The sequence below is a fragment of the Bacteroides sp. NSJ-48 genome (assembly GCF_014287405.1).
GTDB classification, from domain to species: Bacteria; Bacteroidota; Bacteroidia; order Bacteroidales; family Bacteroidaceae; genus Bacteroides; species Bacteroides stercoris.
This window is the reverse complement of the sequence record NZ_JACOOD010000001.1, coordinates 109065-132829: the sequence shown is the minus strand read 5'-3', so window position 1 is coordinate 132829 and position 23765 is coordinate 109065. Positions and strand designations below refer to the sequence as shown.

At 50.3% G+C, this 23765-nt stretch carries 15 protein-coding genes and 2 riboswitches; of the genes, 7 read left to right on the top strand and 8 right to left on the bottom strand.

What is annotated here, in order from left to right; all coding sequences use genetic code 11:
• Window positions 1-30 precede the first annotated feature (30 nt).
• From H8S52_RS00505 to H8S52_RS00485, 5 genes are all read right to left on the bottom strand, one after another.
• Window positions 31-2265 (bottom strand): TonB-dependent receptor, encoded by a 2235-nt coding sequence (locus tag H8S52_RS00505; protein ID WP_186909164.1) that lies wholly within the window; start codon window positions 2263-2265, stop codon window positions 31-33.
• Between the two features lie 51 nt (window positions 2266-2316).
• Window positions 2317-2603: riboswitch (cobalamin riboswitch) on the bottom strand.
• 419 nt (window positions 2604-3022) lie between these two features.
• Window positions 3023-4222, bottom strand: a complete 1200-nt coding sequence (locus H8S52_RS00500) for a sirohydrochlorin cobaltochelatase (RefSeq protein WP_186909163.1) — start codon at window positions 4220-4222, stop codon at window positions 3023-3025.
• Window positions 4223-4262: 40 nt separating this feature from the next.
• Window positions 4263-6335: a TonB-dependent siderophore receptor gene (locus tag H8S52_RS00495; protein WP_186909162.1), complete on the bottom strand. Its 2073-nt coding sequence runs from the start codon at window positions 6333-6335 to the stop codon at window positions 4263-4265.
• Between the two features lie 135 nt (window positions 6336-6470).
• A riboswitch (cobalamin riboswitch) is annotated at window positions 6471-6675 on the bottom strand.
• A gap of 67 nt (window positions 6676-6742) precedes the next feature.
• On the bottom strand, window positions 6743-7477 hold the full coding sequence (locus tag H8S52_RS00490; protein ID WP_117906421.1) for a nucleotidyltransferase family protein: 735 nt from the start codon (window positions 7475-7477) through the stop codon (window positions 6743-6745).
• 24 nt (window positions 7478-7501) lie between these two features.
• Entirely contained in the window at window positions 7502-8932 is a 1431-nt protein-coding gene (locus tag H8S52_RS00485) for an RNase adapter RapZ (protein WP_117984276.1), read from the bottom strand.
• A 113-nt stretch (window positions 8933-9045) separates the two neighbouring features.
• Here H8S52_RS00485 and H8S52_RS00480 point away from each other — a divergent pair, with 113 nt between their 5' ends.
• Window positions 9046-10422, top strand: coding sequence for a cobyrinate a,c-diamide synthase (locus H8S52_RS00480; RefSeq protein WP_117984275.1), 1377 nt, complete (start codon window positions 9046-9048; stop codon window positions 10420-10422).
• Window positions 10423-10436: 14 nt separating this feature from the next.
• Window positions 10437-11006 (top strand): cob(I)yrinic acid a,c-diamide adenosyltransferase, encoded by a 570-nt coding sequence (locus tag H8S52_RS00475; protein ID WP_117984274.1) that lies wholly within the window; start codon window positions 10437-10439, stop codon window positions 11004-11006.
• Window positions 11007-11196: 190 nt separating this feature from the next.
• Here H8S52_RS00475 and H8S52_RS00470 read toward each other — a convergent pair whose 3' ends face one another.
• The 3 genes from H8S52_RS00470 to H8S52_RS00460 all read right to left on the bottom strand — a co-directional run bounded on the left by H8S52_RS00470 (window position 11197) and on the right by H8S52_RS00460 (window position 16269).
• On the bottom strand, window positions 11197-13662 hold the full coding sequence (locus H8S52_RS00470; protein ID WP_186909161.1) for an ABC transporter permease: 2466 nt from the start codon (window positions 13660-13662) through the stop codon (window positions 11197-11199).
• Window positions 13663-13876: 214 nt separating this feature from the next.
• Complete coding sequence (locus H8S52_RS00465; protein ID WP_117984272.1) at window positions 13877-14863, bottom strand: HlyD family secretion protein; 987 nt, start codon at window positions 14861-14863, stop codon at window positions 13877-13879.
• Window positions 14860-16269, bottom strand: coding sequence for a TolC family protein (locus H8S52_RS00460; protein WP_186909160.1), 1410 nt, complete (start codon window positions 16267-16269; stop codon window positions 14860-14862). Before H8S52_RS00460 ends, H8S52_RS00465 begins: the two co-directional genes overlap by 4 nt.
• Window positions 16270-16370: 101 nt before the next feature.
• On the opposite strand from H8S52_RS00460, the gene H8S52_RS00455 reads away from it, so the two are divergent.
• From H8S52_RS00455 to menD, 5 genes are all read left to right on the top strand, one after another.
• Window positions 16371-17369, top strand: coding sequence for a site-specific integrase (locus H8S52_RS00455; RefSeq protein WP_186909159.1), 999 nt, complete (start codon window positions 16371-16373; stop codon window positions 17367-17369).
• Between the two features lie 372 nt (window positions 17370-17741).
• Window positions 17742-19781: a leucine-rich repeat domain-containing protein gene (locus H8S52_RS00450; RefSeq protein ID WP_186909158.1), complete on the top strand. Its 2040-nt coding sequence runs from the start codon at window positions 17742-17744 to the stop codon at window positions 19779-19781.
• Between the two features lie 75 nt (window positions 19782-19856).
• Complete coding sequence (locus tag H8S52_RS00445; RefSeq protein WP_117906429.1) at window positions 19857-20642, top strand: DNA-binding domain-containing protein; 786 nt, start codon at window positions 19857-19859, stop codon at window positions 20640-20642.
• A 319-nt stretch (window positions 20643-20961) separates the two neighbouring features.
• Window positions 20962-22068: an isochorismate synthase gene (locus H8S52_RS00440; RefSeq protein WP_186909157.1), complete on the top strand. Its 1107-nt coding sequence runs from the start codon at window positions 20962-20964 to the stop codon at window positions 22066-22068.
• Between the two features lie 32 nt (window positions 22069-22100).
• On the top strand, window positions 22101-23762 hold the full coding sequence (gene menD, locus H8S52_RS00435) for a 2-succinyl-5-enolpyruvyl-6-hydroxy-3-cyclohexene-1-carboxylic-acid synthase (protein WP_186909156.1): 1662 nt from the start codon (window positions 22101-22103) through the stop codon (window positions 23760-23762).
• Window positions 23763-23765 lie beyond the last annotated feature (3 nt).

Sequence of the window (23765 nt, the reverse complement as noted above, 5' to 3'; positions counted from 1 at the left end):
TACTGTTTTGTAAAAATGATTGCTGTTTTCTTATTTCTTAAACCGTACCGACAAACTCACGTATACCGAGCGTCCCGGGCTGAGCGTAGAGAAGTTATTGTTCCAGGGGCGGTCATCTTTCTTGTCGAAGATATTCTCGATACCTACGCCCGGTTCCAGAACCACGGATTGCAGGTTGAAGGTGTGGCGGGTATTCAAGTCCCATTGCTGGAATTTGGGGGCGTAGCCGTATGTTTGCGAGTAGCGTTCGCCTTGCAGGTGTCCATGTACGTTTACGTTCAAGCGGTAGAAGCTCCAGGTATGTTCCCACTGGCCGTTGATGTTTCCCATGTGCCTGATGCTTTTGTCTATGGGCGACACTTTGTAGCTGCCGTCGGCTTGCAACTGCTTGGCTTCGGTGTTCATGTACGTGTATCCGCCGCCTGCCCTGAAGCCTGCACCCAGATTCAGGCTCGCATTCAGACTGAGGCCTTTGGTTTTGGCTTTGTCCACGTTGTCGCGCTGGCGTATCTCGTCGAAAGCGGCGTGCTTGTCGTCCAGCCCCATGTCGTGTATCTCTTGGTCGGAGAGGGTGCGATAGTTTATCATGTCGCGGATGTCGTTAATGAATCCGGTGACGGACACGGAAATCCGGCGGTAGTTGTATTCTGCATTCAGTGAGTAGAAGTTGTTCTTTTCAGGCTTCAAGTCGGCGTTACCCGTGGTGTAGCGGTTGCTGGTCTTGGATTCGTCGGTGGCGTAAAGTTGCGACAAGGTAGGCGTGCGGAAGCCTGCCGCGTAGGCGGCGCGCAGGTTCAGTCCGCCGAGTTTGTACATCAGCGACACGTTTGGGGTGGCGTAGTTCTTGAAGTTCTCGTTGTAGATGTAGCGTATGCCCAGTACGGCTTGCAGGTTCAGGGGCAGCTTTATTTCATCCTGTGCGTAGAAAGCGAGGGTGTACATGTGGCGGGAGTCGATGTTGTCCGATTCGCTCTCCAGCCCCTCGTTTACGTATTCTACGCCGGCAGACAGTTTGTTGCGGCTGCCCAGACGGAAAATACCCTTGATGTTTCCGTTGTAGTATCGCACTTGTTTGCGGGTCACCCGGTCGCCCGGCAGATAGCTGCCCGACTTCTTGAAGTACATATAGTCCGACGAGTAATTGTCCGAATAGAACTCTGCATCGATGTAAGCCGAACGGTTTATCATGTACTTCATGCCGGCGCCATAGGTATAGGTCTCGTGTTTCAGATTGTAGGTATAGGCATCTTTCTGCACGAACTGGCCTTTGCTTTTGGCATAGTAGGTGGCGTCCTGCGGACGGCGGGTTTTGTTATCATAATAAGTACCGCGCGCGTAGAACGACAGTTTGTCTGTGGCATTGAATACGAAACGCTGGTTTACGGTGTTGGAGTAGAAGCCTACGGAAGTAGGGCGTCCCGTTTCGTAGCCGTTCTCGTCAATGTTGTTGTTCTGCCAGCTTCCTGCCTGACGGCGCTGGTAGGAAGTATAAGAGGAGAACTTGCCTGCATTGACATCGGCATTGACGCTCTCCGTCAGTCGTCCCTCACCGGAGTAGTGAGTGTAGCTGGATACGTTCACGGTGTTTCGGGCGTCGTCCGTGATGATGTTGATAACACCGCCTATGGCATCGCTTCCGTACAGGGCGGATGCCGCGCCGTTCAGTATCTCGATGCGCTTGATATTGGCCACGTTGATGCGTGTGTAGCGGTCTTCACCGGCCAGACGTCTGCCGTTTTCCAATATCAGTATGTAGTCCTCGTTGATGCCGTTCAGGCTCATGGTAGTGCCCATGCCGTTGGTGTAGGAAGAGATATTGGGCGTTAGCTTCACCAGCGCTTCTTCCAGCGTAGATACGTTGGCGCTGCCTATTTCTTTGGCTGTGATTACGGATACGGGAACGGGGCTGTCCGTCATGCGGCGGTGCGTACCGGTTCCGGTCACTACCACCTGGCTGAGGTTGCTGTAACTCTCTTTCAGCTTTACAAGGATGTTTTCTCCTTGTCCGTCCGCGGTGTATTTTTTGGGGGTGAAGCCGATGTAGGAGAAGCGCAGCGTGTGTTGTCCGTCGGGCAGATTGTCGATGATAAATTCTCCTTTTCCGTTGGTGGTGCATCCCGTCAGACTGTTGTCTACGCGGATATTTACCCCTGCAAGAGGCTCGTTCGTGTCGGCGCTCACCACCTTTCCGCTCAATGCGGTTTGGGCATGGAGCAGGGGTGTCAGACAGCACAGTATGGCTGCCAATAAATAGTTGGTTTTCATTTATTGAAAAATGTAAGATTAATACTTGTCTTCCTGACCCCGGGAAGGCGTTGACTGTGTAATTGCTCAGGCAGGTTTCCTGACTCAGCCCTGCGGAAAACCACACCTTCCCGTCTCCGGTCTGCGATGGCTCAAACTGATGTTCGCTCTCACCAACAGCCGTCTGTAAGACAGTGGCATTGTTTTGAAAAATGTTTTCCGTATGCTCCGTTTCTGCAACAAGCAGGCGGAGCAAAGTGACTTTACAGTAGCGGGCACTGTTCCGGTTTCGCACCGGATTCCCTTTTATACAACTCGTTGGAACAACGGAGTGTATCACCTAAGCGGTGACAAATATAGCGGTTTATTTTTAATTGATAAAGGAAAGGGCGGGATAATGCAACCGGTCTTACGGAGTGATTTGCTTTGCATTACGGATTTGCTTTGTTTTGCGGGATGGATTTTTTTCATCTCGCGGAATGGTTTGCCCGGTCTCATGGGATGAATATTTCCAGCTTATAAGACGGATAACAAGAGGTGTACTGTCGGTTATTTTTATCTGAATGTCTTTAGGTAAAAGATTCATTTTAGGGGTCGATAAGGAAGTGACCCCTAAAATGAATCTTAAAATGTTTGGGTGTTCTTTGTGCTTTTAGTTTAATTATTAGTGTAATATGTAATAGCTTTCTGAAAAATGAGAAATACCCGCATGTTTTTTCTGTCTCAGCCTTTCCTCTCCTTTGTTCCTTTATTGAATTAAAAAAATGGAGGATAAATGTTACGCTTCGGGCTGATACCCTTCACCGTTTTCCCAGGCATCGGCATCCCATTGCTCTTTCAGGTGATTCACCCAGATGGCGCGGATTTCGGGATAGCTGCCCAGAGCCTTGATACCGCAGCCGTCTTTGATACCGTGATCGGCATCGGCCTGGCCTACGGGATGGGCTTCAAATGTTCTGTCTACCTTGAAACCTGCTTTCTCCAAACGTTCGCGCCAACTGTACTCGTTGGTATTGAGTTCCACTTTATCCAAGCCTTTGTTCTCGGCTATCGCTTCGATGCCCCATAGGTCGTTGTGGGCATGGTCGCCGGCGATGGACATGAAAGGAGCGAGGTACACGTTTACTTCATTCGGCTCCAGGTTATTGTCCTGGCAGTACTTCATCACTTGCGAGTAGATGCAGCCGGGATAGTCGGTTATCATTTGGGCGGCAGGTACTACCGGGATGCGATCTGCCGCTTTCTCTTCCTCTTCTTTCGGCCAGAAAAGCATTTCTCCATAGTCTACAGTACCTACGAAGATATTCTTGTTTGTGGCAAGAGCATGCAAGGCGGTTTGGACTTCGGAGTATTTGGTGTTGGCATTGTAGTTCACATCAGGGTTACCGTGCCCCATCAGGAGAACGATGTTCTTCTTTTCGGCCAGTTTGTCTTTGTAGTGGTTGTAAAGAACTTGTGCCACTTCGTCCGTATCATTATCGGTAGAGAGCAGGTTGGCGCCTTTCAGCACATCGATGTGCGGATACCAGTCAATCATAAAGTTTTTCTTGATATCGGTATTCATCAGAGAGAGGTATTCCTCGCCGGGAATGACGTGAAGCGACTGTACGGCTACGCGTGTATATCCTGCATCGCCGATGGCTTTCAGCCATTGGTCCAGTTTGTAGCGCGCTTCGCCGGTAGAAGCCTCTGCACGGCCGATGCAGGTACGTGAGGTGAAAGACATATAGATGTCTGTTTGAGGGAACTGCTTCCGGAAGTCGGCGATGATTTCGTTGTAAACGTCCAATGACTCATTATAAGTGCTTCCGAAAGTACAGAGTAGGATGGCGGTGTCATACTTCTTGGTTTCGGCTACTACCCTGGTTGCAGGGTTTACGGTACTTTCCGCATCGTCGTCATCGCTACAGGAGGTGAATCCTGTGCAAGTTGTGGCTGCTACGAGAGCCGCCACCAGATAAAACTTGAAATTTTTCATACTTTGTTTGTAAATTGATTAATAAAAAAGATGTTTTTCTCTATTTTGCCCCGCCCCCGTTCTTGAACTTTATAAGCGCCGATGCGTAGAAATTCCTTCCCGGCGTGCTGGTAGCCCGGTTACGTCCGAAAGGAGTGCGGTCTACGTAGTTGAAGAGGTTGTCTACACCTATGTTCATTGTCAGCGTCCAGTGCCGCATCTTCATCAGGGTATGGGCGGTGTTGATGCGCCATGTCTGGAAGCCGTCGGCATCGTTGTCGTTGACGTAGTGGCGGGTCGACTGGTATCGGCCGTACACTCCCAAGCCGAGGCGGTAACAGCGCCACGTGTGCTGCCAGGTGGCGTTGAGCGTGGCATTATGGTTGGATGTGGCGTCGATGTAGAGGTACTTCATGTAGTTATCGCCCGTATCGGCAGCATACTGCGCTTTCGGATCGGCATAGCTGTACCCACCGCCCAGCATGATGTCTTTCGTGGGGCGGTAGTTGAAGGTGAAGTCCATGCCATAGATGCGGGCTTTCGTGAGGTTGGTGTATTTCTTGCTTTTCTCTATTTCGAGGAGCTTTTCTTCGGGGGTGACTTTTATCTCTACCAGCTCTATCATGTTGCGGATGAAGTTGGCATATCCAGTCAGGCTCGCCTGGAACCTGCTTCCTGCATACTCCACGCTGATAGAAGTGTATTGTGAGGTTTGCGCCTTGAGGTCTGTATTGCCATGATAGGCGGTGAGGGAGCTGCCGCCGATGCTGCCTGTGTGTTCATAATAAAGCTCTTTGATGGTAGGCGCCTTGAAGCCCATGGCATAAGAAGCGCGCAGGTTGAAGTTGCCGGCTTTGTAGAGTGCGGACACTTTGGGGCTGAGGTTCAGTCCGGTTTCCTTGTGTTGCGTGCCGCGTACGCCGGCAGTCAGTATAAGGTTGCTTGTGGCAGTCCACTCTTCCTGCGCATAGGCGGCGAGCGTATAGACGGAAGCGATGTCGCCTGCTATGTGGTGGGGCGATTCCAGACGGTTGTATTGGTACTCTATGCCGGTATTGAGGATGTGCCGGTCGCCGAAGTAAAAGATACCTTTTACCTGCGCCAGCACTTGTTGCTGTATGCTCTGCTTGATACGCTGGCCGGGGTAGTAGGTGATGCGGTCGCCGTCTTTGAAGTAGTCGGTGATGTCTTTCAACTTATAGTCGTAGAAGTAACCGTAGCGACCGTAAGAGAGGTCGGCGGTGAGGTAGTTGCGCCCGTTCAGCTTGTACCTGCTTCCGGCGGCAAAAGTATAGTTGCGGTAGTAGAAGTCGTTGGGCAGGTACTTCCACGGGCCGTGCGTACGCATCACCCAACGTTCGTAGTACGTTCCTTCGGCGGTGAGGTTCAGTTTTCTGCTTACCTGCCATTCCAGATTCTCGGAAAGAGTGTAGTTGCTGGAACGGTTTACGGTAAGCATGGTGGAACCGGGCTTCAGTTGGTTCTGATCCCATTGCATATCCGTATTGCGCCAGCCGTCGGTGTGCCGGAAGTTGATACCGGTCACCGATTTCAGTTTGCCGTAGCCGAAGCCGAAGCTGGCGCTTTGCCGTACATCGCCATGCTCGCCCACACGGGTGGTGCTGGTGAGTTCCATTTTCTCTCTGCTCCGTTTGGTAATGATATTGATGACTCCGGCAATGGCATCGCTGCCGTAAAGCGAAGAAGCGGCGCCTTTCACGATTTCGATGCGCTCTATGTTGGCGGGATTCAGTTGGTTGAGGTCGTTTTGTCCGCCGATGTCCCCGTTCATGCGCTTGCCGTTTATCATGATGAGGATATAGTCGTTGTTCAGCCCGTTGAGCTGGATATGGCTGCCCATGTCGCCGTCATGGAAGGTGAGGGAAGGGCTGAGCCCGCTGAGAAGGTCGTCTATGTTGCGCGCCTGATATTGCTCCAGCGCTTTTCCCATGAGCACCTCTGTCTGTACGGGGGCGTCTTTCAGGTAGTGCTCGGTTCCCGTACCTGTTACCACTACTTCGTTGAGCAGTAACGAGAGTTCTTTCTCATCTTTGTTTTTAAGGATACTTTGTGCCGGGGCGGATTGCATCACACCGCACAGCAGTACCGTTTCAAGCCAATACTTGTGCTTCATCGTCTACCGATTTTTCGTTGATAAAACAAAACGGCACTTCGCTTCTGTGTGCGAAAGGTAATGGCCCGAAAGAGTAAAATAGGAATCCTATCGTATCAGTATAGGGGACATCGCTTCTAATCCTGGAAGCTCAGTGCTCAAGTTATGGAAGTTGGTAGGTATTCTGGCTCTCCTCTGCTTGTATTGCCTTCCCATCGCGTTGCCGCGACAGTGGCTTTTGCGGATACAAACATCTTTTATTGAGGATTACAGCTGCAGGTACAGCTCCGGTTTTGCACCGGATTCCCTTGCATCGGCAGGCAGATATGCCTTCCCGATTGCCAATTCCGGGGATAAAGATAAATACTTTTTATATATTATTCAGCTTTTTCTTCTTGATTATTTTCTTTTTTCTTCATTTTGTCTTTCTATCGGTAGTATTCCTCTGCTTTTGCAAGTGTTTCCGGCTTGCCGATGTCGAACCAACGGAGGTCCTGAAGCGGATAGCCCTGTATGCAGACCGTTTCGCACACGGATAGATAAAAAGGAATAATGGAGAACTTCCCTTCCCATTGTCCCCTTTCCATATAGCGGAAAAGGGAAGGGGATATGACGTGAATGCCACCGAAAGCCATTTCCTTGTATTGCCTTTCTTGGAAAGAGAATCCTTCGGGCTTGGTTTCACCGGTGGATTTGTTTATCCAGCCGTGCAGGCGGTTGGCATCGTCCAGCAGCAGGTAGCGTGATGTCTGCCGTTGACTGACGAGCAGTGTAGCCTCTGCATTGCTTTCCCGATGATGCCGGTAAAGCTCTGCAAGATTGATGTCGGAAAGGATGTCGGCATTGTGCACCAGGAACGGTTCGTTGCCGTCCAGGAACGGACGCGCTTTCTTTATCCCGCCACCGGTGTCGAGCAGCATATCCCGTTCGTCACTGAGGTGGATAGTGATGCCGAAATCGTTATTGGCGCGGAGAAACTCGATAATCTGTTCTCCAAAGTGGTGGATATTGACCGTAATGTCATTGAATCCGGCTTCTTTCAGCCGTAAAATCACCCGTTCCAGCATCGGTTTTCCGGCTACGGAGATGAGTGCTTTGGGGGTGTGGTCTGTCAGCGGACGAAGGCGGGTTCCCAGTCCGGCGGCAAATATCATTGCTTTCATAAAATAATAGGATGACGGGCGGTATTACTGTTTCGCGCTAAAATTCTGTTCTATGTTCTGTTCTCTGTGTATCAGGTTCACTTGTACGCCGAACTTCTTGTTGAGGTGTTCGGCAAGGTGTTGGGCCGAATATACGGAGCGGTGTTGGCCGCCTGTACAGCCGAAACATACGGACAGGTTGGTAAATCCCCGTTCCATATACCGTTTCACGGATGCATCTACCAGACCATATACGTGTTCGAGGAATACGGCGATTTCCCCATCCTCTTCAAGGAAGCGGACAACGGGCTCGTCGAGGCCGGTGAAAGGCTTGTAACGTTCGTATTTGCCAGGGTTGTTTACGGCACGGCAGTCGAATACGAAACCGCCGCCGTTGCCGGAAGAATCTTCGGGGATACCTTTTTTATAGGCGAAACTGGTGACTTTTACTACCAGACGACGCTTTTGCAGGTCGTCGGTGAATTGTTTCAGTTCGGTCAGCCTGTGCAGAACTTTACAGAGATACGGATATTCGGGGTAAGGCTCCTGCAACAGCTGGCGCAGGTTTTCAATGGCGAAAGGCACGCTTTGGATGAAGTGGGGCTTCTTCTCGAAGTAACCGCGGAAGCCGTATGCGCCCAATACCTGCATGGTGCGGAACAGTACGAAATGACGGAGTTGGGCATAGAAATAGCTCTCATCCACCGGCTGGTATTTGCGCAGGGCTTCGATGTATTCTTTCAGAAGTTCTTGGCGCAGGCTGTCGGGATAATTGGCCTTGGCTTGCCACAGGAACGAAGCCACGTCGTAGTAGACAGGCCCTTTACGTCCGCCCTGAAAGTCGATAAGCCAGGGTTCGCCATCCTTAATCATCACGTTGCGGCTTTGGAAGTCGCGATACATGAAAGTAGCGGAACTGCTGCGGAGAAGCACGTCTGCCATTTTCTGGAAATCATCTTCCAGGCGGTCTTCCTGAAAGTCCATGCCCGTTGCCTTGAGGAAACAATACTTGAAGTAGTTCAAATCCCACAGAATGCTACGGCTGTTGAACTCAGCCTGCGGGTAGCAGTAGGAGAAGTCCATGCCGTCGGCTCCGGCAAATTGCACGGCGGGTAGCAGGCGCATGGTCTTACGAAGCAATTGCTTCTCCTCTTCATCGAATACGCTTGTCTTGCGTCCTTTTTCGATGGCGTTGAACAGAAGCGTATCTCCCAAATCTTCCTGCAAATAGTAAATATCGTCTTCGGAACGGATAAACACTTCGGGCACGGGCAATCCTTTTCCGCGGAAATGCTCTGCCATATAGAGAAAGGCACGGTTTTCCTCAACGGATTCGCCGCTTACCCCTATCAGCGTAGGCGTACCTTTGAGGCGGAAATAGCGGCGGTTTGAGCCGGAAGAGGGAAGTTCGTCGATGGATTCGGGTTCGTGCCCGGTATGTGTGATGTAAAGTTTTTTAAGTTCTTCGGTTATCATAGCGTTTTTTATATTTGGCAGCTAAGATAAGACTTTTACCGGATATATTATTACCTTTGTCCGACAAAATCCATAACAACCCTTTTATACTTCATACCTTATACCTAAATAACATGCGTCACGTTTCTCAGTTTCTCATAGCAGCCCCCACATCGGGTAGTGGAAAGACCACCGTAAGCCGCGGACTAATGGCTTTGCTGACACAAAAAGGATTGGCGGTACAGCCTTTTAAATGCGGTCCGGATTATATCGATACCAAATATCATGCGGCTGTATGCGGACGTGCATCCATTAATCTGGATACATTTATGGCTTCCGGTGAACATGTGTGTGAACTCTATGCACGTCATGCCGTTTCTGCGGATGTCTGCATTGTGGAAGGGATGATGGGAATGTTTGACGGATATGATCGCGACCGGGGCTCTTCGGCGGAGATAGCTCAGTTGTTGCAACTTCCAGTCGTGCTGGTGGTGGATGCCAAGTCTGCCGCTTATTCAATGGCTCCTTTGCTGTCGGGATTCATCCATTTTCGTCCGGATGTACGGATTGCGGGGGTGATATTCAATCGTGTAGGGTCGCCCCGCCATTATGAAATGCTCAGGGAAGTGTGTGCCGAGATAGGCATAACCTGTCTGGGGTATCTTCCAAAGGAGAAAGTGCTGGAGCAGGAATCACGTTATTTGGGACTTGATTTCAGTCGATCCAAAGGCACGGATGCCATCGGTACTCTGACAAGGTTATTGGAGCAATGCGTGGATTGGAAACTGCTGCTGGCGAAGACGGCGGTTCCGTTGCGGGAAACGCGGGAAAGGGATAAGGAGTTTGTCGGCGGTAGGAAACCGGGCAACCTGCGTATCTTGGTGGCACGTAACGAGGAGTCTTTCTCTTTCATTTATGAAGAACATCTGGAGATGTTGCGCGGAATGGGCAATGTCTCTTTCTTCGATCCGGAAAAGGATGTCCCCATAGCGCAGGACACCGATTTGTTGTACTTGCCGGGCGGGTATCCAGAAAAACATTCCGTGACGCTTGCCGGAGCCCGTCAGGTAAAAGAATCCGTTCGGGAGTATATAGAGCGCGGCGGAAAGACGCTGGCGGAGTGCGGCGGGATGATTTACCTATCGTATGCCATAGGTTATGACAAACGGGAGCATGAGAGTGGCGGCAGCGGGTTCGACAGAATGGCGGGTGTGTTTCCTTTTTATATCTCCAATGAGAGTGAATATCGAAAACTGACATTGGGGTATCGCAGCTTCGACTATAAGGGGCAGCGTTTGCGGGGGCACGAGTTTCATTATACGCAGTTCGGCAAGTCGGGGACGGCTCCCGATGACAGTAAGAAAGAGCTGTATATGCCGCCTACCGTCGTGCAGGTGTATAATGCCAAAGGGCAACCGGTGAACACGCCCGTATTCCGCTACAAGAATACGATAGCAAGTTACACGCATCTTTATTGGGGTGAAACGGATATAATGAGGTTATTTGAATAAGCATACGCTGAAAGATGAAAAAAGTATATACCCGTATGGGAGACAAAGGAACCACCGGCATTCATGGCGGAGCGCGTGTTCCCAAAGATGATATTCGCATCGAGGCAAACGGCTGTCTGGACGAACTGAATGCCGTAATAGGAATCGTACGTTCCATGCTTCCTGCCGAAGACAATTGGCAGGAACTGCTGCATACCATTCAAAGAGAACTGATGGTAGTGATGAGCCATGTAGCTACGCCCGATGGCGTGTTGAACCCCAATTTTCTTTCTGCTGCCGAACTGACCGTACGCTGCGAACAGGAAATGGATGCCATGACTGCCGGACTGAAGGAGAACGGCTATTTTCTTCTGCCGGGCGGTACGCCTGTTTCTGCGCAACTGCATTTTGCCCGCACAGTGGCAAGGCGTGCCGAGCGACGCTTATGGACGTTGCATCGCCAAGCTCTGCTGAATGAGGATATTTTGCGTTTTGTGAACCGTCTGTCAGATCTCTTCTTTGTCATGGCGCGTACGGAGATGCAGCGGCAGGATTGGCCGGAAGAGAAATGGCAGGAATTTACTTATAAGAGGAAAAGACTGTAAGTTTTTCTTAATTCCCGGGTGCTGATTTGTTAACAACAGCGTATTCCTATTAAACCATGTTATAAGTAGGACTACAGCCCTCCGATAATTTGGAGATTCCCGAAATGTCCGTATATTTGCAATGTGTTTTTCATAGTATTAGATTTAAGGTTAACAAGAAGATTGGCTGTCTGGGATAGATAGCCTTTTTTTATGCCTCTATATCACCTGTCTTTATGTTACTTCGTTTATAGACTCTCCTTGTAGTGTACACCGCCCACGCACCGTATATGATTACTTGTATCCACAGCGTCAGCATCTGAGGCCAGATGTCGGCAAGGCTGCCGCCCATTGAATTTAATTTTACGAAAGCGAGTACTGCGGGGGCCACAGGGAAGACGTAATGCGCCGCTTGCCAGTACCAGGGCATCAGTTCCAGCGGGTAAGACACGCCGGAAAGGAAGATGTAACCCACAGAAAAGAAGGCTATCATCAGCAGTGGGGCTTCGGAGTCGGTAAACCAGCGGGACACGGCAAGTGCAAAGAAACTCGTGGCAAGCAGGAAAGGAATCATCATAGTGACAATGTCCCAACCGCTTCCTATATTGGGAATGCTGAAAATATGCGGCAGCAGTCCCAATAGGAACATGGAGAACACAACATACAGCATTACATATACGAAGGTTCTTCCCGATACGATGCACAGCATATTTTTCAGGGAACGGGCTCTCATGCTGTAAATGCCTTTCCGCCGCTGTTCCGCTTCTTCACCGGTAAGCATGGCAATCACCATCAGCATTGTCTGGAAGATGATGACAATCATTACGGCGGGAATCAGGTAAGAACCGTATCCTTCGGTATAATTGTAAAGGGCCGTTCCCGATACGCTGACGGGAGTGGACGACGCAACGGCCAACAGACCTTGCGGCGGCAGGAATACTGTTCCGGCACGCCGGTGGGCATCGTTTACGGCAAGCATCACGCGCGAGCTTGCTTCTTGCAATCCCTTGAAGTTGAGGAATGCGTCCGTGGCGGCATACAGGGTGAATACGGAAGTCTCGCCGCGCGCTACACGCGTCTCGAAGTCGGAAGGGATGTAGAGTATACCGGTAACCTCGCCTTTTTTCATCCACTTGCGGGCTTCGAGGATATTGGGCGTTTGGGCATAGACCGAAGTCTGCGGGGCGGCATCCAGCCATCGTACGTACTCCCGGCTGAGTGCGGAGTGGGAGAGGTCTACTACGGCAACTGGTGCTTTGCGTACCAGGTTGGGAGCATACATATAGTTGTAGAGTAAGCCATAAAGGAAGATTCCTCCTGCCAGCACCAACAGGATGGCGGGATTGGTGGCAATGGCTTTCCATTCGTGGCGGATGACATTGCTCAGGGATGCTTCCGTGCCGGGCGATGTACCGGATGATATACCGGACTGTATATCGGTCGCTGCAATGCCGGACAATGCTTTGTCTCCGATATGGAGAGTTTCTTCGCTTTCCTTCATCCTCAGTATCCACCACTTCAATAAAGGCAGAATCAGTATGGCCAGCAGCAGGAATACCAGTAGTACAGCCACCGATTGCCAGAAATAAGCAAACCCCGCATCGAAATAAATCATAGCCTGTGCCGCTTCGGTGAAGTGCCGTACCGGAAACAGGTAGGACGCCGCATGCATCGGTGCATACATTGCTGTTACCGGAAATGTCACTCCCGACAGTGTAGCTCCCAAAGAGCCTACCATTGACACCACGCTGATGATATAGGCTATCTTGGGAAAGATAGAGAATATCAGCACCGCCAATGCCTGCGTAGCCATGATAAACAGTATCGTTACGATGTTCATCAGCCACAAGCTGCCTTGAAACGGTATGTTCATCAGTCCGAACAACACGTAGTTTGCCAGTATGCCTATAACGGAGAACATAACGGTGTAGGGTAACAGCTTTCCTGCGACGGCAGTCAGCATATCGGCATTCCGCAGATTGGCCGGGTCTTTTCCTGCGGGTGTGGCAGCTCCCATCCATTCTTGCGTTGTCCCGAACTTGAATTCGCTGCCTATGGCATACACCGTTACAAGTAGAATCAGTATCTGGAACAGAACGAAGAAAAACGGCTGGCTCAGATAGATAGAGTAATCCATATCCGGATTATAAAGCGGATGCGTATTGGCTTCCACCGGAAGAAGGAACGTCTGTATCTGTTCCTGCCCCACACCCAATGCTTCAGCCTGTACAACGATGGGCGACAGTGCTACGGGGGCGAGTGTGGTTTCAAATGCTGCCATCAGTTCGCTTCCTACCGAAAGAAGGGCGTAATGGTAATAGTAAGTCAGCGTTGCACCCGTCCCGCTGACTGTTTTCTGCTCAAACTGCGGCGGGATGGACAAGTAGCCGTATATCTCCTTCCGTTGCAATGCCTGCCGTGCAGAGGCTTCGTCCGTAAAGTGCTCCGTAACCCGGAAAGTAGGTGTGGCGGCAATGCGCCGTGCTATGGTACGTGAGGCTGCCGTATTATCTTGGTCTACAATGCCGATAGGAATATTCTCCATCTGTCCGTTTCCGAAAATGGTAGCCATAAAGAACAGGCAGAACAAGGGCAGGAGGATGCACACGCCGAAATAGAGACGGCGTGAGGTGATACGGTGATATTCGCGGAAAAGGACATTATATAATAAATTCATAATAGGAAATTTGTATGGTGAGATGATTGGCACTTCAACTCTGAACGGTATCTATTTGGGTAATGACAGACTTTTTTCAAATAGGGTGATGACGGATTTTTTAGACATAAGAACAAAAGAACAAATAAGAAAACATTAGCATATGTTATAATCAAGAATATGTTCTTTTGTTCTTATGTCTAAAAAAAAATGTCCGGTTTCCCTTCTTTCCTTTTTATACTTTATTTACGATTGCCGACATTCCCGGTCTAAGCCCTTCCACCGCTTGTACAGGTCGTGCATGTATCTCGAACGTCTGCATATCGTAACTGCCTGTCTGCTTGGTCGATTTCCAAGTGGCGAAACTTCCCAGCGGACTGATGTAATAGATGCGGAACTCTATGTCTTTCTTGCCGAGGGCAGGAATGTCCGCTTTGAAAGTGCCGCCCATTTTGAACTGTGGCATCAGGTCTTCCCGGATGTTCAGGACTACGTGTGCATCGCTCATCACCACCAGGCTCATGATAGGCGTGCCCGGAGCCACCAGCTCGCCGCGCTTGGGGAAGATAGTGGCTATCTGTCCGTCTTCGGGAGCAGTGAGCCTGGAGTCCACAAGAAGGGCGGAAACTTCATCCACCGTGCTGCGTGCGGCATCTACAAGGCTACGTGCGGCTGCGCGGTCTTCGCTTTGCGCGCCGTCCACAGCCATTTGATATTGCTGGTATGCCGCGCGTTCGGCAGCTTGTGCGGCTTTGTACATGGCTTCTACTTCGTCCTTTCGTTGCGAAGTAACTACGCTGTCCTTATAAAGGGTGAGGATGCGCTGATAGGTGGTTTGGGCAAGCGTCAGGTCGCTTTGCGTCTTATTCCAAAGCTGCAAGGCTGTGGCGATAATCTGCCTGCGCGTTCCGGCATCAATCTTTTTGTTCTGTTCCTGCGCCACTTGTTCCAAAGCATTTACCTGACGGTATTTGGCTTCGATAGTGGGACTGTTGATGACAACGAGCGTGTCACCCGCTTTTACCCAATCTCCCTCTTGTACGAGGAAAGAATCTACACGCCCCGGCAGTTTTCCGCTGATGCGTATCTCCGTGGCTTCTACCTGCCCTTGCAGCACCATTGGCTGCCGGCTCATAAGTGACATTCCGATAACCGATACTCCTACGGTAACGATTAATACGACGATGAATGCGATGCTGATGTTTTTGTTGCTGATATTCATTTTTTAATTCTCAATTTACTAAGTTTTCCGAATTCTTCCGGTGTGCCGCAAAGCGCCAGCAGATTCATCAACGCCACGTCATACTCGTAATAGGCTGCCAGTCGGGCCACGCGTACGGTTGCCAGCATCGTTTCTGAATCTATTACTTCGGTACTTGTTGCCATGCCCTCGGTGAACGATTTCTTGCGGATGCGCACTAACTCTTCGCTCAGTTCGATGGTTGTGTTCAGGGCACGAACGTTATCTTGTGCTTTCTGCATCTGCGTGTAGAGTTTGTCGATACCCATACTTAAATCGTCTTTGGCTTTTTCCTGCCCTATGGAGAGGGTCTGTTGGGCTATCTTGGATTGGCGTATCCGTTTCTCCCGTGCCAGACCGTCAAAGAGATTCCAGGTGAATCCTACTCCTATCATGGTGCGGGGGATGAGGTTGCTTTGGATGCCGTGGGCATATAGCGTCTGCTTGCCGAATACGGCGATGTCCGGCAGGTAGCCGCTCTGTTCGATACGGAGCTGTTGTTTGGCTATATGCGATTGCAACTGCAATTGGTTGACGGTATAGTTCTCGGTTTGCATGGTTTGCAGGAACTCCTCTTTTGCAGGTAGCACGGCGTTTATGAAAAGCGGGGAAACGGGTTGTATGCTGCAAGTATCCCTTATGTTGAGCAATGTTCGCAAAGCGTTTTGCAGAACGGCTGCTTCCTTTTGTGAGGCTTCCAGCGAGCGTTGCGCTTCGTCCATGTTCACTTGCGCAAAGAGGCGTCCGGCTTTGTCTATCATTCCGGCGGCTTCCAGTTTCAAGGCATTTTCATAATGACGTTTCAGGCTGTTGTAGGTGTCTTGGCGTACACGCACCACTTCTTGTGCCAGGCGCAGTCCGAAATAGCTTTCCGCCAAGAGGACACGCTGCGTGGCGTCTGTCTGTTCGCGGTTCTCGCGGGCGATGTCAATCATTGCATTTCCTATCTTGCCGGCACGGATGCGCTTTCCGCCGGAAAACACAATCCATTCGGCGGTCAGGCCTACCGTGCTGAGGTTGCGGGGTGCGAGCGGAAAGGCGAGGGTGTGGCTGCCTATCTGGTCGAGGATACTGCTGATAAATTGGTCGTCCGGTACGAGGTTGTGGACAAAGTCTTTGGCAGGGTCGGTAAATTGCGAGAGCGGTTGCTTCACTTCTATCTTTTCGGACAGGTGTACGAATGTGCCCGCACCTTGCAGGCTCGGATACCAAAGGGCGTTTAGCTTGTCACGTTCCGTCCGTGCGGCTTCGATGCCCTTGTCGGCTATCTTCAGGCTGCGGTTTCCCTGCTGCATCTGCCGAAGGGCATCATCGAAGCTCAGGGAGAGGATTTGCGCTGTTGCGGAAACACTTGCTCCCAAGAAGATGATGAGTAAGATTTGTTTCATATATTAAGTTTTTCGTTTAGGTTGGAATAATAGTCTTTCAAACACTCTTTGCGAAAGATTGTTCGTTCGTATATTGCGTAAAAAACTAATAAAGCAGATTTATGAATGAAGTAGAAACAAAAGATGTGGGCACAACGGATTTGTCTGCCTACATGATGAGAGTGATTGAAGAACTAAGGCGTGACAGGAAGCCGCCGGCAGTACATATTTATGCCTGTACGCTCCGTTCCTTCATCCGCTTCTCCTGCAGCGGGGAGGAGGAGTGCTCCATGCTGATGGAGGAAGTCTTCACACCCGGTCGCCTGAAAGAGTACGAACAGTGGATGCTGTTCCGTAAACTGACGCAGAACACCATATCCACCTACATGCGTACTTTGCGTGCCGTTTACAACCGTTGGATGCCGCCCGGCACGGCGGAACACAATCCGCGACTCTTCGATGATGTCTATACCGGTGTGGTGTCGCAGACCAAGCGTGCGCTCACTGCCCGCCAGATGGAACAGTTGCTGGCAGCCGACCTTTCCGGTCTTTCTCCGCAGCAGCAGGCGGTACTTGCTTATTTCCTGCTGATGTTCTTGCTCCGCGGCATGCCTTTCATAGACCTTGCCCATTTGCGCAAGCGCGATATGCAGGATGGCAGGATAACCTATAGCCGCCATAAGACGGACAAGCCGATAACGGTACGCATTCCCCGTGAGGCTCTTGCGCTGATAGCGAAGTACGCCGACAGGCATTCCGCTTCGCCCTACCTTTTCCCAATACTCGATGCGGGGATACGGGACGGCTGGCTGTCGTACCGCAATTATCAGGATGCCCTTCGGCATTTCAATCGCAAACTGGAGCAGGTGATGAGCCGTTTGCTGCCCGGTGTACGGGTCAGCTCATACACGGCCCGACACACATGGGCTACACTTGCTTTCCATAGCGGACAACCGGTAGGAATTATTAGTCAGGCTTTGGGGCATTCGTCCCTGCGGGTGACGGAAACCTATCTCAAGCCTTTCGGCAATGAGCTGGTCGATAAGGCAAACAGGCAACTGATAGCTTCCGTTAGAAAATGTAAATGGAAAAATGAAACAGGGTATAGGGCAGGATTATAAGCCGGAATTACTTATCAAGTAACGGTATCGTTTACGTCGTAAATATATGCTAATTTTTACCAAATGCCAATCAATTGTTAGAGAAAGTTTAATTAAATCTTGTATTTAGTCCCGAAACCCGTAAATCCCACCTTATAATATATATATTGCCCCGTTCGTATTCCGTATAAGATATACGCCCCCCTTTCCCCGCTTCGGATGTAAAAGCGGAGCCGGAACTTCGATGGTTGAAAGACAGGAATTATAGCGGTGGCAACGGTTGGTTCATGTGTGGATTCCATGAACTGCACAGTCTTCTTTTCGTTTGCCGGCCGTTACTTGATAAGTAATCTACAATCAATTCCCATATTTATTAATTAAAAGACAATTAACATGATGAAGACTAAATTTTATGCACTGTTGTTCTTTCTGACAGTAGCAATGTCCGGATGTGATAACGAGTACGATGACACCGGTATCCGTACACAGATTGCCGAAGTCACAGACCAGGTGAAAGCCTTGCAGACCTTGACCGAAGCTTTGCAAAACCGTGATTACATCCTTTCGGTAGTACCCACTACCGTGGAAGGAGTACCCGGTTACCTCATCACTTTTGCCCAGGCAGAGCCGGTAACCATTCTTTGCGAAACTTCCGTAATTGCTGCGGTGGATACTTCACATGGTGATTACGTGGTCTTTACGCTTGCCGATGGAACAACGACCATTACACTGCCCCGAAGCAATGCCGTCACCATCGGACTCGACGGTTACGATGTATTATATTGTACCGCTTCCAGCCTGGATATTCCATTGCTGTTTCCCGCTACCTTGAAATCCGGTGATTATACATCCATTGCAGCTACCGTCACCAACGATAACGGTACGGGGACGGATATACAAACCCGTGCTTCTGCCGGTACGAACGGTGTTTGGAAGGTGGACATAACCCAACCGGCTTTTGGTGATGACGGAATGATTATTCCCAACAGTTCCAAAGTTATGCTTACTCCGCCAAAACATGTAAAGCTTTCCGATACCGCTATTCTGAAAGTGACGTTGGTAGATAAGAAAGGTATGGAGACAACCGTTACACGTCCCATTAAGTATTCCGTTGTTGCTGCTGTAACCTCTACCGCCGGAAATCTGAGCAGTGTAGCCACCGATGCGGAGATGACTGCACTTGCCATAAAAGGCAGTGTGGATGCTACCGACCTTGCCTATATCCGCAATACCCTTACCAAGCTCGAAGTGCTCGACCTCTCCATGACGGATATGGTTACCCTTCCCGGTTGGGGATTGGGCTTTCATCCGGATGACGGTTATCAGCCTAATACAACATTGAAAGAAGTGATGCTTCCCGCAAGCCTTGTTACCATCGGTAAATCTGCATTCCTCAATTGCCGGGCATTGGATTATGTCGATACCGGCAATGCTGAAACAATCACCGAATATGCCTTTGAAGGATGTAGTAACCTGCGTGAGGTCATCCTGTCCGAAAAACTGAAAACAGTAGGTAATTGTGCTTTTAGAAATTGTGTCTCCTTGTCGTTGATTGATATTCCGGGAAGTGTGGAAACATTGGGGCGCTGGGTGTTCGAGAACTGCGGAAACCTGCAGAGTGTTGTCTTGCACGAAGGTGTACAATCTTTGTCTGAAAGCACTTTCTACGGATGCGGCATCCGTTCCGTCAGCATACCCTCTACTGTGACAAGCATTCCTAAATGGACTTTTCAGGACTGCAAGTATCTGGAACATGTGAACTGGCACGACGGCATTACCTCAATAGGTGAGGCGGCTTTTAACCGTTGTACTTCGCTCCGGAACATAAGGATTCCTGCCGGGGTGACCTCCATAGCGGATGATACGTTCTATGGTTGCACCGTTCTTCATTCCGTAGGTTTCCACGATAATATAACCCGTATAGGTGTCAACGCGTTTGATAAATGTTACGCTTTGGCCTTGGAAGAAGTAAATCAAGATAACCCTTACAATCTGCCTGCCAGCCTGACTACGCTTGGAGAATGTGCTTTTCAGAATTGTACCGGCATTACACGTGTATGCTTGCCGGAAGGTGTTACCGTCGTACCGAAATATGCCTTTAACGGATGTACCAAATTAAATGGCGTTGTACTTTCCGAACAGACTGCAACGATAGGAGATTGGGCGTTTGCCGGTACGGCACTGACCGGAATCTCCCTACCTGCAACGGTTACTGCTCTGGGAGATAATGTGTTTCACAACTGTTCGGAACTGATAGGCATACAGAGCTATGCTACAACTGCACCGACTATTACCGCCACTACTTTCAGTCATGATAAGGGCACTATCAAAGAGCAGTGTCGGTTGTTTGTCCTTCCCGCTGCATCATCGGCATACGACAGCTGGAAAAATTATTTCAAAGCACTGGTTGCGGACTTGACTGTGCAACCATAATCGCCTGTCCTTTTCGGTCGGCATTATTCGGAGAAAAAAAGAGTTTTTACTAATCCCATAAAACAAATCAAAATTATGGCAGAAAATATTAAGTATCAAATCAATGGTCAGTTGGCCGACAATACCGTTACGGTGGATAATAAGGAAGATATGATTCTTGTCCCCGTCAACATCGGCAGCGCAAACGAGGCGCGCATCATCGCCGAGATGAAAGCCGAAGACTCAGGCTTGCGCGAGGAAACCATCAAGCACGTGTTCGAGTTGGAAAAACGTGTAATCAAACGCCTGCTCATGAGTGGCTACAGTGTGAATACAGGGCTTTATTACGCCAGTGTCAGCTTTCGTGGTATCGTTGAAAACTCGCAATGGAATCCTGCAAAGAACTCTATCGTAGTGAATTTCAATGTAGGGGCGGATTTGCGTCAGGCAATAAAGAATACTACCGTAGGCATCATCGGCGAGAAGGGTTCGGCAATGTTTGTTACAGGCGTGCAGGATGCTGCCACCCGTGCACAGGATGCCAGTGCCACTGCAGGACGAGCTTTCACCCTCACGGGCGGTAAGCTGAAAATAGCCGGTACAGACCCCTCGGTAGGTATTACACTGACCGATTCTTCCGGTACGGAAACAAAAATAACGGAAGACCTTTACGTCGTGAACGACCCGTCCCGGCTGACATTCATCATCCCCGCAGGCCTTGCCGACGGCACGTATGAACTGAAAGTGACGACGCAATTCTCCGGTTCCGGTTCTAAATTACTGAAAACCCCGCATAGCGCCGCCAAAACCATTTATATCGGCAAAGCGCCCGAAGGCGGAGGCGGTTCGTCCGGCGGTGAAGAAGAAAATCCTCTCGGATAAACAAGAGTTGGTATGCAGCCACGCTGCACAGTACTGTGCAGTATGACTGCATAGCCTTGTGCAGGGTAGCTGCATAGAACTGTTCGGGATGGCTGCATAATGCCATCTGTCATTACTCCCGATTATGGTGGGAAACATATAGAAAGTGCTGTTCATAGAATCTTATGGACGGCACTTTTTGTAACTCAATGAAAATACATAAGGAAAGATACTTTCGCTTTCTATCTCTATAAAAAGGATTTTGTATCTTTGTCATCCGAATTAAAACCATGCAGCGTACCTGAACTCTGCAAGTGGTTTTATGCTTTTACAAAAGAAGATGATTGACAAAGAAATAAGTAATCTGACAGCTATCGATACCTTGATTCGGCAGGAACAGCCTTTTGCCGTTTATCGTATTCCCGGTGAGGACACTCCCCGTTTGCTGACACAAGTGTCGGGAAGCGTCCGTCTGTTGTATGACCTCAAGGACTTGGACGGGGCACGCGGTTTCGTCATTGCGCCGTTCCGGGTGAGCGAGTCGTGTCCGGTTGTGCTGATACAGCCGGAGCGGTGGGGACAGCCTTTGCCGCTTGGCGAGTACACGGAAGAGGAGCTGGAAGCTTTCCGGTTGCGTCAAGACCGGGAAACATTTTCGGAAACTTGCACGGAAGAGTACGAAGCATGCTTCCGGACATTTACGGAAGCTTTGCGCAGCAAGCGGTTTGATAAATTGGTCCTTTCCCGCAAATCCGTCATCGGGCAGTGCCCGGGTTTCTCGCCCTCGGCAGTGTTCCGTGCGGCATGCAAGCATTATATCCATTCTTATATATACTTATGCTATACACCCCGGACAGGTATCTGGATGGGGAGTACCCCCGAGATTATTCTGTCCGGAGAGAAAAACGAGTGGAATACTGTAGCATTGGCGGGAACCCTGCCTTTGCAGGATGGCAGACTGCCGCAGGAATGGGGCGAGAAGAACCGGCAGGAGCAGGACTATGTAGTGTCTTATATCCGTCGGCAACTCCTGTCATCGGGCATTCATCCCACGGAGAGCGGTCCGTATCCCGCTTATGCCGGAGCGCTGTCGCACCTGAAAACAAGTTTTCGTTTTACCTTGAAAGATAACAACCGTTTGGGAAGTCTTCTGGAGCTTCTGCATCCGACCCCTGCCGTGTGCGGTCTGCCGAAAGAGGAGGCATACCGCTTTATACTGGACAACGAAGGGTATGACCGCCGTTATTATTCTGGTTTCATCGGGTGGCTCGACCCTGACGGCAAGACGGATTTGTACGTGAACCTGCGGTGTATGCACATCGAAAACGGGCAGTTGTCTTTCTATGCCGGCGGCGGACTGCTGGCTTCTTCGGAGTTGAATGACGAATGGCTGGAAACGGAAAAGAAGTTGCAGACCATGAAACGGTTGGTAAGCATGTCCCTATAATCCATAAATTGCTAATCTTTAATCACTGAACCATGTATACAGACAAAAAGAATATACTCCAACTGGCAGCGCTTCTTGAGGCGTACGGAATTACTAGGGTCGTGTTGTGCCCGGGCAGCCGTAATGCCCCCATCGTGCATACTTTGTCCAATCACCCGGGCTTTGTTTGCCATGCAATGACGGATGAGCGGAGTGCGGGGTATTTCGCCCTCGGCCTGGCTTTGAATAGCGGCAAGCCCGTTGCGGTGTGCTGTACTTCGGGAACCGCCTTGCTGAATCTCCACCCTGCCGTGGCGGAGGCCTTTTATCAGAAAGTTCCCTTGATAGTCATCTCCGCCGACCGCCCGGCTGCTTGGATAGGGCAGATGGACGGACAGACGCTTCCGCAGCCGGAGGTGTTCCGGTCGCTGGTCAAGAAATCCGTCAACCTTCCCGAAATTCATACGGAGGAGGATGAGTGGTTCTGCAACCGACTGATAAACGAGGCCCTGCTGGAAACCAACCATCACGGAAAAGGACCGGTACATATCAATGTGCCCGTTTCCGAGCCTTTGTTCAATTTCACGACGGAGTCGTTGCCCCAAGTGCGTGTCATCACCCGCTATCAGGGGCTGAACGTCTACGACCGCGATTATAACGAACTCATCGACCGCATGAACAAATACCGGAAGCGGATGATTGTGGTGGGGCAGATGAACCTTATCTACCTGTTTGAAAAGCGGTATACCAAACTGCTGTATAAACATTTTGCATGGCTGACGGAGCATATCGGCAACCGGACGGTTCCGGGTATTCCCGTAAAGAATTTCGATGCGGCGCTCTATGCCATGCCCGAAGAGAAAATGGACCAGATGGCTCCCGAACTGCTGATTACTTATGGAGGGCATATCGTATCCAAACGGTTGAAAAAGTACCTTCGCCGACATCCGCCCAAAGAGCATTGGCATGTGTCGCCGGATGGCGAGGTGACCGACCTTTACGGCTCCTTGACCACTGTTATAGAAATGGACCCGTTTGAGTTTCTGGAAAAGATAGCGGGCCTGCTCGAAACCCGCACGCCCGAATATCCCCGCATCTGGGAAGACTACTGCAAGGCTGTTCCCGAACCGGAGTTCGCTTATTCGGAGATGGCGGCAGTGGGGGCGTTGATAAAGTCCTTGCCGGAAGCATCGGTACTGCATCTGGCAAACAGTTCGGTGGTGCGTTATGCCCAGTTGTATGCCGTTTCGCCCACCGTAGAGGTTTGCTGCAACCGGGGAACCAGCGGCATCGAAGGTTCGCTTTCCACGGCTGTGGGGTATGCGGCGGCATCTGACAAGCTAAACTTCGTTGCTATCGGAGATTTGAGCTTCTTTTACGATATGAATGCGTTGTGGAATGCCAATATCGGTCCCAACCTGCGCATCCTTTTACTGAATAACGGCGGCGGAGAAATCTTTCATACATTGCCGGGGCTTGATATGTCGGAGTCTTCGCATAAGTTTATCACAGCGGTTCACAAGACTTCGGCCAAAGGCTGGGCGGAAGAGCGGGGATTCCTTTACCTGCGTGCGGAGAACGGCGGACAGTTGGCTGAGGCCATGAAGCCCTTCACCAGTCCGGAGGCGGCGGAGCGCCCCGTCTTGCTGGAAGTGTTTACCGACAAGGACGAAGACACCCGTATGTTGAAGAATTATTATCATCAATTAAAATAGAAT

Coding starts and splice junctions, on each gene's coding strand:
- H8S52_RS00505 (WP_186909164.1), bottom strand. CDS start 2,265: ATGAAAACCAACTATTTATTGGCAGCCATACTGTGCTGTCTGACACCC.
- H8S52_RS00500 (WP_186909163.1), bottom strand. CDS start 4,222: ATGAAAAATTTCAAGTTTTATCTGGTGGCGGCTCTCGTAGCAGCCACA.
- H8S52_RS00495 (WP_186909162.1), bottom strand. CDS start 6,335: ATGAAGCACAAGTATTGGCTTGAAACGGTACTGCTGTGCGGTGTGATG.
- H8S52_RS00490 (WP_117906421.1), bottom strand. CDS start 7,477: ATGAAAGCAATGATATTTGCCGCCGGACTGGGAACCCGCCTTCGTCCG.
- H8S52_RS00485 (WP_117984276.1), bottom strand. CDS start 8,932: ATGATAACCGAAGAACTTAAAAAACTTTACATCACACATACCGGGCAC.
- H8S52_RS00480 (WP_117984275.1), top strand. CDS start 9,046: ATGCGTCACGTTTCTCAGTTTCTCATAGCAGCCCCCACATCGGGTAGT.
- H8S52_RS00475 (WP_117984274.1), top strand. CDS start 10,437: ATGAAAAAAGTATATACCCGTATGGGAGACAAAGGAACCACCGGCATT.
- H8S52_RS00470 (WP_186909161.1), bottom strand. CDS start 13,662: ATGAATTTATTATATAATGTCCTTTTCCGCGAATATCACCGTATCACC.
- H8S52_RS00465 (WP_117984272.1), bottom strand. CDS start 14,863: ATGAATATCAGCAACAAAAACATCAGCATCGCATTCATCGTCGTATTA.
- H8S52_RS00460 (WP_186909160.1), bottom strand. CDS start 16,269: ATGAAACAAATCTTACTCATCATCTTCTTGGGAGCAAGTGTTTCCGCA.
- H8S52_RS00455 (WP_186909159.1), top strand. CDS start 16,371: ATGAATGAAGTAGAAACAAAAGATGTGGGCACAACGGATTTGTCTGCC.
- H8S52_RS00450 (WP_186909158.1), top strand. CDS start 17,742: ATGATGAAGACTAAATTTTATGCACTGTTGTTCTTTCTGACAGTAGCA.
- H8S52_RS00445 (WP_117906429.1), top strand. CDS start 19,857: ATGGCAGAAAATATTAAGTATCAAATCAATGGTCAGTTGGCCGACAAT.
- H8S52_RS00440 (WP_186909157.1), top strand. CDS start 20,962: ATGATTGACAAAGAAATAAGTAATCTGACAGCTATCGATACCTTGATT.
- menD (WP_186909156.1), top strand. CDS start 22,101: ATGTATACAGACAAAAAGAATATACTCCAACTGGCAGCGCTTCTTGAG.